10 protein-coding genes are annotated in these 12,288 nt (G+C 36.9%); 7 read left to right on the plus strand and 3 right to left on the minus strand.

Annotated elements, in window-relative coordinates; translation table 11 throughout:
• The 6 genes from ACKI2W_RS03785 to lysS all read left to right on the plus strand — a co-directional run.
• The coding region (locus ACKI2W_RS03785; RefSeq protein WP_407379389.1) for a LysR family transcriptional regulator at positions 1–637 on the plus strand (637 nt) is incomplete at its 5' end.
• Positions 638–781: 144 nt separating this feature from the next.
• Positions 782–1,696, plus strand: a complete 915-nt coding sequence (locus ACKI2W_RS03790; protein WP_407379391.1) for a carbohydrate kinase family protein — start codon at positions 782–784, stop codon at positions 1,694–1,696.
• A gap of 29 nt (positions 1,697–1,725) precedes the next feature.
• Positions 1,726–2,595 carry an SPL family radical SAM protein gene (locus ACKI2W_RS03795; RefSeq protein ID WP_407379393.1) on the plus strand — a complete coding sequence of 290 codons (870 nt, stop codon included), beginning with the start codon at positions 1,726–1,728 and terminating at the stop codon, positions 2,593–2,595.
• Positions 2,596–2,736: 141 nt separating this feature from the next.
• Entirely contained in the window at positions 2,737–4,035 is a 1,299-nt protein-coding gene (gene thiC / locus ACKI2W_RS03800) for a phosphomethylpyrimidine synthase (protein WP_407379395.1), read from the plus strand.
• 120 nt (positions 4,036–4,155) lie between these two features.
• Positions 4,156–5,301 (plus strand): proteasome-activating nucleotidase, encoded by a 1,146-nt coding sequence (locus tag ACKI2W_RS03805; RefSeq protein WP_407379407.1) that lies wholly within the window; start codon positions 4,156–4,158, stop codon positions 5,299–5,301.
• Between the two features lie 86 nt (positions 5,302–5,387).
• Entirely contained in the window at positions 5,388–6,971 is a 1,584-nt protein-coding gene (gene lysS / locus ACKI2W_RS03810) for a lysine--tRNA ligase (RefSeq protein WP_407379397.1), read from the plus strand.
• Here lysS and ACKI2W_RS03815 read toward each other — a convergent pair.
• Genes ACKI2W_RS03815 through ACKI2W_RS03825 form a run of 3 tightly spaced genes read right to left on the minus strand, consistent with a single transcriptional unit; the run spans position 6,968 to position 8,993 of the window.
• A complete protein-coding gene (locus ACKI2W_RS03815) occupies positions 6,968–7,351 on the minus strand; it encodes a hypothetical protein (RefSeq protein ID WP_407379399.1) in 384 nt (127 codons plus the stop codon). The genes lysS and ACKI2W_RS03815 overlap by 4 nt on opposite strands.
• Positions 7,351–7,821: a nucleoside deaminase gene (locus tag ACKI2W_RS03820; RefSeq protein WP_407379401.1), complete on the minus strand. Its 471-nt coding sequence runs from the start codon at positions 7,819–7,821 to the stop codon at positions 7,351–7,353. Before ACKI2W_RS03820 ends, ACKI2W_RS03815 begins: the two co-directional genes overlap by 1 nt.
• Positions 7,822–7,856: 35 nt before the next feature.
• Positions 7,857–8,993 carry a coiled-coil domain-containing protein gene (locus tag ACKI2W_RS03825; RefSeq protein ID WP_407379403.1) on the minus strand — a complete coding sequence of 379 codons (1,137 nt, stop codon included), beginning with the start codon at positions 8,991–8,993 and terminating at the stop codon, positions 7,857–7,859.
• Between the two features lie 197 nt (positions 8,994–9,190).
• On the opposite strand from ACKI2W_RS03825, the gene polC reads away from it, so the two are divergent.
• Positions 9,191–12,288: DNA polymerase II large subunit (polC, locus tag ACKI2W_RS03830; RefSeq protein ID WP_407379405.1), on the plus strand; the 3,098-nt coding region annotated here is incomplete at its 3' end.

Consider the following 12,288-nt stretch of genomic DNA (forward strand, 5'->3'; position numbering starts at 1 on the left):
CATTAAACTTTTAGAAGAATACCGAAAATACCTAATTCAGATTGCAGAACCAAATAACATCAATATTGCAGGAGGACATATCAGTTCAGGACTTCTGGAAAGTATTGATTTGCCATTCAACATTAATGTTTACAGCAGCAATGACAATGACGCATTTAAGCTAGCTAAAAGAGGTGTTGTTGATCTGTTAACATTGGATGATCCGTTAATTGCTTATGAAAGAGACATCAACTTCATACCCATAGCCTATGATTATCTCGTGCTGATTTCAAGTCCAAACACTCCTGAAATTAAAAAAATTGAAGATTTGGACAATCTTGAATTTGTCAAGGTTGATGGATCTGCCCAAAGGCTCGCATGGAATACATTAGAGCACTATAATCTAAATTATACCATCAAAGATAAAGTTAATTCACAATTTGATGCTTTCAAATTAGTTAGAAATTCCGAAAATTTATATAGCTTCTTAAATGCCAGCTATTTCAATGGAAATGAAATATTGAAGCTGGATACAAGACATGTTATCAGTTTGGTTAAAGTTAACGATGAAGATCCTAAAACTGATGAATTGATAAATTATCTGTTGACCAAAGCACAAAATGACATCCGAAATCAGGGTTTCATAACCATGGATTAATACTTGTCACACGCTCTCACAAACATTATTTATACTTCAAAAACAAATTGTATATTACACCTCATTTCTCAATTGTGAAATCATATGCATAACGAAAAAAAAGATTTTGCAAAATTCATTAAATTAAATATAAAAGGCGATAATATGGTAAAAAAGACAGATTTACTTGCAATTGGTCATTCAGCTCATGATTATATCATCAGAGTTCCAACATTTCCAAAAGCTAACTTTTCATCTCCAATAACTGATATGAAAACATTCAACGGCGGAGCAGCAGCAAATGTTGCCTGTGTTGGAGCCAAACTCGGATTAAAAACTGGATTAGTATCTGCCGTTGGTGGCGGATTCAAAAAAAGTGAATATTTTGAGCATATGGAAAACCTGGGCATTGACACAGATTCACTAATAATAGTTCCTGGAGAACAGACACCAACCGCTTTTGTTTTAACTGACGACAATTCAGACCAAATCAGTTATTTCTACTGGGGAGCCGCAAAGGAATTCGCAGAAAGCAAAGTTCCAAGTTTAGCAATTAAAAATGCTGAAGCAATTCACCTAGCAACCGGAGACCCTAATTTCAACTGGAAATGTTCTGAAGAAGCGAAAAATGATGACATGCTCATTTCATTTGATCCTGGCCAAGACCTTGGAATGTATGACACTAAAAAATTGAAGGATGTAATTGAAAATACAACCATTCTTTTCGGAAATCATCATGAAATTGAAAGGATATTAACTTCACTCGAAACAGATTTGACCGGTTTAAGGGAATTAGGTCCTAAGATAATAGTTAAGACCTGCGGAGCTAACGGAAGTGAAATCTATTCAAATGAAGACAAGATTGTTATTGATGCTATTGATGTCAGTGTGGTTGACCCGACAGGTGCCGGAGATTCATACAGGGCAGGATTCCTATCAAGATTCCTAAATGGGGAATCATTAGAAGAATCCGCAAAATTCGCATCAGCAGTTTCATCATTTATTATTGAACATCAAGGCTGTCAAACCAATATGCCTAGCTTTGATGACGCATTTGAAAGAATGAATGAGTTTTATTAAACTCATTTAACTTATTTTTTTTGATAATTATGCACTACAGCCAAGTCAAAAGTATACTATCACCTAAAAATGGAATGAACCTTTATCGAGGATGTACCCACGGCTGCATTTACTGCGATTCCAGAAGTTCAGTTTATCAAATTAATCATAAATTCGAAGACATTGAAGTCAAAGAAAACGGATTGGAATTATTGAGAAAAGCGCTTAAAAACAAAAAGGAAAAGGTCATGGTCGGAACAGGATCAATGGCTGATCCATATATGCCCCTTGAAAAAAGACTTGAATATACAAGAAGCGCACTGAAATTAATTTACAAATATGGCCACGGATTTACATGCATTACAAAATCAGACCTGGTTTTAAGGGACTTGGATTTAATTAAAAAAGTCAATGAAAAGACAAAAGCAGTCATTCAAATGACACTAACTACCGCAGATGAAGACTTATGTAAAATTCTGGAGCCACATGTCTGTACAACAAAAAGACGTGTTGAAGTTTTAAAAAAGTTAAATGAAGAGAATATCCCAACAGTAGTATGGTTATGTCCAATATTGCCGTTTATTAACGATAATGAAGAAAATATAAACAAGATTCTTGACTATTGCATTGAAGCTAACGTCAAAGGAATCATATGCTTCGGAATGGGAATGACATTAAGGGACGGGAACAGACAGTATTTCTATAAGAAACTTGATGAAGATTTTCCGGGATTAAAAAAGAAATATGCAACTCATTTTAAAAACAATTATCATATTCCAAGCCCATATAACTCAAAACTGATGAAAATATTCAATGAAAGGACATCCGATGCAGGAATCATGAATAACAGTGAGGAAATTTTCAACTATCTGCATGAATTTCCCAACAAGCAAACTACAAGGCAAAGCAAATTATTTTAAATTATACTTTATACTTATCAATTTTTTTGGATTTAGAATCAATTAATTTAAATATTATTAACACATAATCATTAATATCAAATAAAAATGATTATATAATCAAATTATGTTGATTTAATTAAAAATTAATTGAGTGATAGTATGACACAAATTAGTGATGCAAAAAAAGGTATATTAACCGATGAAATGAAACACGTCGCAGAAATAGAAAACGTTTCTGAAGACTTTATTTTGAAATCCGTAGCCGAAGGAACAATTGTTATTCCAAGCAACGTTAACAGAGACATTGAAGCAGCAGGTATCGGTGCCGGACTCAGAACAAAAGTGAACGCAACAGTTGGAACATCAACAGATATTGTAGACTTTGATGAGGAAGTCTTAAAAGCACAAATAGCTATTGACCACGGCGCTGACTGTCTGATGGAATTAAGTATCGGCGGAGATTTGGATGTAATCAGAAGAAGAGTGCTTGACATGTCCCCTCTCCCAGTGGGATCCGTACCTGTTTACCAGGCAGCTATCGAAACCATAAGAGAAGAAGGATCAGTAATCTACATGGATGAAGACAAACTGTTCAACACCATCGAAAAACAGGCAAAAGATGGTATTGACTTCATGGCTGTCCACAGTAGTATTAACATTGAAACCTTAACCAGACTCAAAAGACAGGGACGTGTGACCGGACTTGTATCCAGAGGAGGATCATTCATGTCCGGATGGATTGTAGAAAACGAAAAAGAAAATCCATTATACGAAAACTTCGATTATGTCCTGGATATTGCTAAAGAACATGACGTTGTACTTTCACTTGCAAACGGTATGAGAGCAGGTTCAATTGCCGATTCAACAGACAGAGCTCAAATACAAGAATTAATTATCTTAGGAGAATTAATTGACAGATCCCGTGAAGCTGGAGTACAATGTATGATTGAAGGACCGGGACACATTCCAATCAACGAAATTCCAACAAACGTCATGATTCAAAAGAAAATGTGTTCAAATGCACCATTCTACATGCTCGGACCTATTGTATGTGACGTGGCACCTGGTTACGACCACATCGTATCCTCAATTGGAGCAGCATCATCTGCAAAAGCCGGAGCTGACTTCATCTGTTATGTAACTCCTGCAGAACACCTGGCACTGCCTTCTCCTGAAGACGTTAAAGAAGGAGTTATCGCAACTAAAATCGGAGCATATGCAGGAGACCTTGCAAGCGGCCAAATTGACGGTTCACAAGACTTGGCAATGGCAGAAGCAAGAAAAAGATTGGATTGGGAAGCACAATATGCATGTGCAATGTTCCCAGACGCTGCACGTGCAAAAAGAGATGAAAGACCACCTGAAGAAGAAGACACATGTACCATGTGCGGAAACTTCTGTGCGGTAAAAATCGTTAACGAATGGTTAGACCAATCAGATTCCGATTTAATCAAATAGATTCATTAATCTATTTTTCTCTTTTTTTATTTTATATACTTTAATTGACATATCACTATATAACAACTAATTTTCCGGGTGATATAATGGAAAGCTCTACAGAAGAATTGCTGGAAAAAAATAAAAACTCTTGAAGATGAGAACAAAACACTGAAAGAGAAAAACACTGAAAACAGTAAAAAAGTAAGAAGTCTTGAAACAAAAGAATTGAAACAGAATGTCAGCAACCGCCAGCTGGAAGGAAAAATCAAGGAACTGAAAGGGGAAATCAACTCCTTTAAAAAAACACCATTGATTCTTGCAACAATAACGGAAGTATTTGATGACAATAGGGTTGGAATCAGAGGACACGTCGGACATGACTTTGTCGTGACATACCCAGGTTCAATTGATAAGCAAAAGGTCATACCGGGAGCCAGAGTATCCCTCAATCAGGACAGCCTGGCCGTTGTTGAAGTTCTACCATCAAGAAAAGAGGCAGACATCATTGCAATGGAAATTGAAGAAAAACCAGATATCGAATATGAAGATATCGGCGGGCTTGAAAACGCAATAGTGGAAGTTAAAGAGACTGTTGAGCTACCTATTAAAAAACCGGAGCTTTTTGAAGAGATAGGAATTGACCCGCCAAAAGGAATTTTATTATACGGTCCTCCAGGAACCGGAAAAACGCTTCTTGCAAAGGCAGTGGCCAATCAAACACATGCAACATTCATCAAACTGGTGGCATCCGAATTTGTAAACAAATTCCTGGGAGAAGGTGCCAGATACGTAAGGGAAGTATTTGAGCTTGCTAAAGAAAAATCCCCCGCAATAATATTTATAGATGAAATTGATGCAATAGGAACAAAAAGAACCCATGGAACGCAGGGAGCAGACAGGGAAGTTCAAAGAACCCTTATGCAGCTGTTATCAGAACTGGACGGTTTCGATCCGAGAGGAAATGTAGGAATAATAGCTGCAACAAACAGACCGGACATTCTGGATGATGCGCTGATAAGGCCGGGAAGGTTTGACAGGGCAATAGAAGTTCCGCTTCCAAATAAAGAAGGCAGGCAAAAGATACTTGAAATTCACACTCAAAAGATGAAGATAGATGAGGACATTGACTTTGAATCAATCAGCGAGTTAACGGAAGGATTTTCAGGTGCTGATTTAAAAGCAATATGTACCGAAGCGGGAATGTTTGCAATAAGGTCTGAGCGGAAAAAGGTCATTTCAAAAGATTTCATGGATGCAATAGATAAACTCATTACATCCATCTAAAAATTTAATCTTTTTATAGTAATAACTACAAAAGTAAACCTATACTAATTTTTATGATAATTTTTTTATTGATAACGGTGAATTAGATGACACATTGGATTGAAAATATAGCTGATGAATTATGTAAAATGGATGTAGAAGAACATGTTATTGCAAGCGGAACTTCAATTTCAGGTTCAATTCACATTGGAAACTCATGTGATATATTCATAGCAAATGCAGTCGGCAAAAAAATAAGAGAGAAAGGTAAAAAAGCAAAAACAATATGGATTGCGGACGATCACGACCCGCTTAGAAAAGTTCCATACCCACTTCCTGAAGATTATGACAAATACCTTGGAATGCCATATTCAATGATTCCATGTCCTGACGGATGCTGCGCTAACTTTGTAGAACATTTCGAAAAACCATTATTAAGCGTTATGGATGACTATGGTATTGAAATGGAAGCCAAATCCGGTTTTGAAATGTATAAAACTGGAGTTTATAACGATTACATAAGAACCTCATTCGAAAAGGTTGATGAAATAAAAGAAATCTTCAACGAATACAGAAGAGAGCCATTGGCTGACGACTGGTTGCCATACAATCCAATTTGTGACGAATGTGGCAGAGTCAATACAACTTATGCTTACGATTATGACGGAGATATCGTCAAATACCGATGTGAATGTGGCCATGAAGGTGAAATGGACATTAAATCCGGAAACGGTAAACTTACCTGGAGAGTTGAATGGGCTGCAAGATGGAAAATATTCGGAACCACATGCGAACCTTTCGGAAAAGACCATGCTGCAAGCGGAGGATCCTACGATGTAAGTAGCGTGATTTCAGAAAAGATTTTCGACTACCCGGCACCTTATCCGGTTCCATACGAATGGATTACACTTGACGGTGAGGCAATGAGTAAATCCCACGGAGTATTTTTCGCTCCTGAGGAATGGTTGAAAATTGGTCCTGCAGAAAGCCTCAACTACTACCTGTTCAGATCTAAACCTATGAAAGCTAAAGATTTCTCACCTAAAATGTCTTACTTGGACTTCATTGACCAGTTTGATAAAGTTGAAAAGGTATTCTATAACGAAGAAGAAGCACCATCTGAAAAAGAAGACAGAAAATTCAGGGAAATTTATGAAGTAGCTCAAATTAATGCTGGTGAACCTCTTCCGTTCAGGCCACCATTCAGATTCCTTGTTAATGCTTATCAGATAGCTGGCGACGATTTGGAAAAAATATTCGGAATTTTAAAAAGGAATTCACAATTGACCAAAAGCTTTGAAGACAAGGAATTCGCTGACTTGACCGAAGCTGAATTGGCACAGTACAGAGAACGTGTTGATAATGTCATTTACTGGCTGGACACTTATGCTCCTAAATTCGTTAAATTCCAAGTTCAAGAGAAAAATATTCCTAAATTACCATTAACTGAAGATCAAGATCAGTTCCTAGGTGATTTGGCAACTTTAATTGAAACAACCGAGTTTAATGATGCAACCGAATTACATGATGCGATGTATGAAATCCTGGAAGGTCAAGGTTTAAAACCGCAAAAAGGTTTCCAGGCCATTTATAAAATGATACTTGGACAAAAACAAGGCCCTAGAGCAGCATCATTCCTATTGTCTTTAGACAAAGACTTTGTTGTAAAAAGATTAAGAAAAGAAGCTTAAATCAAGCTTCTGAATTCTTTTTTTATTAAAATTTCATCATCATTTTTAATTATTTTATAATCCAATTTTTCAAAAATATCCAAAAGCACATCATCCTTTTGAAGAGAAACATAAGACGATTTGAATTCCAAGTCAATAGCTATCTTTTCAAGCTGCTTGATTAACTTATAGGATATGTCTTCACGATTTTTAATTGAATCCACAAATAAACTTATTATTTCAATGGATTGGGAATCATAGACCTTGAAACTGCTGCATCCTGCTATGGAATCATAATTTACTAAAAGCAATACCACCTGAGGATCATCCAAAACACAGCCGAAAGAACTGCAGTATTCAATGAAACGCTCATCCCTTTCATCAGTTACAACAATCTCCATTATTTGACCTCAGTACTGTTGCCTACCTTGGCAAGTTCCTCATCCCATATTTCACAATTGTTGCAGGTAAATTTTAAAAACAAATCCCTGCATCGCAAATCGTTTAAGACAACCACTTCAACATCATTGCATTTTAGCAAATTTTCAGCTCCCATCAGTGTCGTGTTCTCACCGATAACAACTCGAGGAATATTATAGAGAATCACTGCACCGGAACACATGGGACATGGAGAAAGAGTTGTATACAATGTGCATTTAACATAATCATCATAATTAAGACGCCCTGCATTTTCAATTGCATCCATTTCAGCATGCAAAATTACAGAACCGTTTTGAATTAGTCTATTGTGGCCTCTGGAAATTACTTCACCATCCTTAACAAGAACAGCACCAATCGGTATGCCTCCTTCCTGTAAAGATTTTTCAGCTTCCTTAATAGCTAATTCCATAAAATAAGAATCATTTTTCATAAAAAAATAAGTTAAAGATGATTTTTTAAAATCATCTATTTGAATCTGTTAAACAATCCGCCTTTACTGGACTGTTTTTCAGCATTTTCTTTAAGTTTTTCTAATTGATTTCTTAAATCAGAAATAGTTTTTTGAGAATCATTAGATAACTTATCATAGTTACTTTGCTTGATTTTTAAATCAGCTTTTAGAGAGACAATTTCATCTTTTAATTTGTCAATGGATTTTTTAGCTTTTTCATCCACTTCATCTTTATAATCTCCCATTTCAATAAGTTTTTTCCTTAAGTCATCAATTTCAGATTGAAGCTTATTGATAGTTGATTTAGATTCATCCAATTCATCATTAGAAGCTTTTAAATTATCTCTTAACTTTTGATTTGTGCTTTCCAAATCTTCAACATTGGATGCTTCCAAAGCACCAATCTTTTCTTTTAAAGATTTGATTTTATTTTCATAACTTTCTTTAATAGAATCCAATTCTGATTCAAGTCTATCGGTTCTTGCTTTATTAACTGCACTGTCTGCGCCCAGCTCACCGATACGGTTACTTAATTCTTCACTGATATCAAGTTGATCATAATATTTTCTAGAAGTTTTTTCTAAAGCTTCAGTTAACTCTCTTTTAACAGATTTTAAAGAAGCATTTTCTTTTTTAAGATCAGGAATGATAGTATTAGTTAAATAGTTCAATTCGTTAGATTGATTTTTTAATTTAGATTCTTTTTCTTTTAAATCTTTTTTCAATTTAGCAAGACGAGAATCATCTTCTTTATTTTTAGGCTCTTCAACTACTTTTTCTTCAGCAACTTCCTCAACAACCTCTTCAACAGGTTCAGCCACTTCTTCAACAACTTCTTCGACAGCAACCTCTTCAACAGGTTCAGCCACTTCTTCAACTACCTCTTCAGCAACCTCTTCTTCCTCAACAACCTCTTCAACAGGTTCAGCCAATTCTTCAACAACTTCTTCTACAGCAGCTTCCTCAACAACCTCTTCAACAACTTCTTCTTCAACAGTTTCAACAACAGGTTCTGCATCAGGCACTGCGTTTATTTCTTCTTTTACTTCTTCAACATCAGGTGAAGATTCATCGTGAGATTTTTTACCTAACTTAGTAAAATCTAATTTTATTTTGTTACCATACAATTTATTTACTGGTTCATCAGCCATTTTTATCACCACTAAAAGCAATGAAAAATTTTTATACGTTCGACAGTCTATGTAAAATAAACATTTCTATTTTAAAATATTTAAACCTTTATTAAACAGTATATAAATGATTGATTTTTTCACACTTCCCCAACTTTAATATAGTTCAAAATATACATATAATAACTAACTAATTTTAAAAAAACCACGGCGATATTATGGATTATTTTGATAGATTAGAAGCTGAAACACATGCATTATACGAAATAGCTAACGAAGCTCGCTCCAAAGGTTTGGATGTTGAAACAAAAACCGAAGTTCCTTTGGCAAAGGATTTAGCTGAAAGAGTGGAAGGGCTTGTTGGTCCGGAAGGAGTAGCTAAACGTATTAAGGAATTGGAAAAAGATATGACAAGGGAAGAAGTGGCATTTGAGATAGCTGCAGAAATTGCATCCACCAAATTCGAACTGACCGGTGAAAAGGCAGAATACGATGAAGAGCAAAGGTGTGACCAGGGCCTTAGAACAGCACTTGCAATATTAACCGAAGGTGTGGTGGCCGCTCCCCTGGAAGGTATTTCACAGGTAAGAATCAAAGACAATTTCGATTCAACAAAATATATCGCCGTATATTTTGCAGGACCTATCAGAAGTGCAGGAGGTACTGCAGCAGCACTGGCCGTTTTGCTTGGTGATAAAATCAGACAGGCTATTGGAATCGATGAATTCAAGCCTATTGAAGATGAGATTGAAAGATATGTGGAAGAGGTTGAACTTTATGAATCCGAAGTCACAAATCTTCAGTACTCACCGACACCTGAAGAGGTAAGGTTTGCGGCAAACCATATTCCCGTTGAAGTTACAGGTGAGCAGACAGATGCCGTTGAAGTATCCCACAGAGATTTGGAACGTGTGGAAACAAATAACATTCGCGGTGGAGCTTTGCTGGCTATGGTTGAAGGAGTTATCCAGAAATCCAAAAAGATACACAAAATTTCAAATAAACTGGGTTTGAACTGGGAATGGCTTACAGAATACTCCAAACCTAAAAAAGAGGAATCTTCCGATTCATCAGACGAAGGAGAAGTCGTGCACGAACCTAAATATATTCAGGATATCATTGGTGGAAGACCTGTTTTGGGACACCCTTCCGAAAAGGGAGGATTCCGTCTGAGATATGGCCGATCCAGAAATACTGGCCTTGCAACAATGGGTGTTCATCCGGCAACCATGGCATTGCTTGAGTTTTTGGCTGTAGGAACACAGCTTAAAATCGAATATCCCGGTAAAGGAAATTGTGTTGTGCCAGTAGATTCAATTGAAGGGCCTACAGTTAAGCTTAAAAACGGTGATGTGGTAATTATTGACAGCGTAAAACAGGCCAGAGAACTTAAAAAGGACGTTGTTGAAATATTATTCCTGGGAGATATGTTAGTTGCATTCGGAGAGTTTTTAAGAAACAACCAGCCGTTATATCCTTCAGGATGGTGTGAGGAATGGTGGATTGGACTTTTAAAGGAAAGCGAAAATTATTCACCTGACGATGATTTGGACCTTGGACGCCTCGAATATGATTATCTTTCAGCGAAAGAGGCCTTTGAACTGTCTAAAAAATACAATATTCCCCTTCATCCGAAATACACTTACTGTTACAATGACGTTACAATAGAGGATTTGAATGCATTGTATGACTTATTGATGGAATGTAAGGATTCATACCATCTTAATGAAGGCATTAAATTAAAATTAACCTATGCAAAAAGAACCCTTGAGATTATAGGCGTTCCCCATATTGTCCGTGACGATAAAATTATCATTGATGCCGATAACTCTTATGCGCTGCTTGCAACGCTGGTTGACAGATTGCCTAAAAAGGACTCAACCATTGAAGCATTGAATGAAGTTTCAAAAATTGAAATCAAAAACAAGGCGCCAGCATACATCGGAACTCGTGTGGGAAGACCTGAAAAGTCCAAGGAAAGACTGATGAAGCCTGCACCCCACGGATTGTTCCCGATTGGAAACTATGGTGGAGCTCAAAGGCTGGTGGCCAATGCAGCCAAAAAGGGAAAGATTGAAGTCGAACTGTCAAGAAGAAAATGTTCAAATCCGGACTGCAGACTGATGACATTCAATTCCATTTGCCCTAAATGCGGGTCACCTACAGAAATGGGAAAACCCGTGAATAAAAAAATCAATATCTCATCAATGCTTAAAAAGGCATCAGACAATGTTGGAGTAAGAAAAGTCGACAAATTTAAAGCTGTTGTCGGTATGATTTCAGAGTCAAAGCTTCCGGAACCTTTGGAAAAAGGAATCCTGAGATGCAAGAATGAAGTTTTTACATTCAAGGACGGGACAATACGCCACGACTCTACAGATTTGCCGCTGACCCATTTCATTCCTAAGGAGATTGGAGTTAGCGTTGAAAAACTTCTGGAGATGGGATATGAACATGACTGCTACGGCAAGCCGATCGAAAGCGAAAATCAGATTATTGAGCTTAAGGTTCAGGACGTAGTTATTTCAAATAACTGTGCCGAATACCTGGTGAATACCGCCCATTTCATTGACGATGAGCTCACCAAATTGTACGGCATGGAAAGCTTCTATAATGTAAAGACAAAAACCGATTTGATAGGCCATCTGATAGCAGGACTTGCTCCGCACACATCCGCAGGAGTATTGGGCCGTATTGTAGGGTTCACTAAAGCGTTGGGATGTTATGCGCACCCTTATTTCCATTCAGCAAAACGTAGGAATTGTGACAGTGATGAGGATGCGATAATGTTACTTTTAGATGCGTTAATTAACTTTTCAAAGACCTATCTGCCTAATACAAGAGGTGGAAGTATGGATGCTCCGCTGGTTTTATCTTCAAGGATAGATCCTGAAGAGATTGATGACGAATCCCACAACTTAGACATTTATGAACGTTTCCCTGTCGAGTTTTATGATAAAACGAAAGATCCTTTAAAGCCAGCAGATGTTTTAGAGTATATTGACAATGTTGAAATGCACTTGGGAACTCCAGAACAGTATGAGGGATTGATGTTTTCCCACCATACGTCAAGCATTCATGCAGGACCTACATTATGTCTTTACAAAAGATTGCCGTCAATGAAGGAAAAGGTTGAAGCCCAAATTTCACTTGCAGAAAAAATCAGGGCAGTTGACCAAAGAGATGTTGTGGAAAGAGTATTATCATCCCACTTCTTGCCAGATATCATGGGTAACTCCAGAGCATTTTCCAAACAGAAGGTAAGATGTACAAAGTGTAATTCAAAATACAGAAGAATTGCGCTATCAGGAAAATG

Source organism: Methanobrevibacter sp., from assembly GCF_045603845.1.
GTDB lineage: Archaea > Methanobacteriota > Methanobacteria > Methanobacteriales > Methanobacteriaceae > Methanocatella.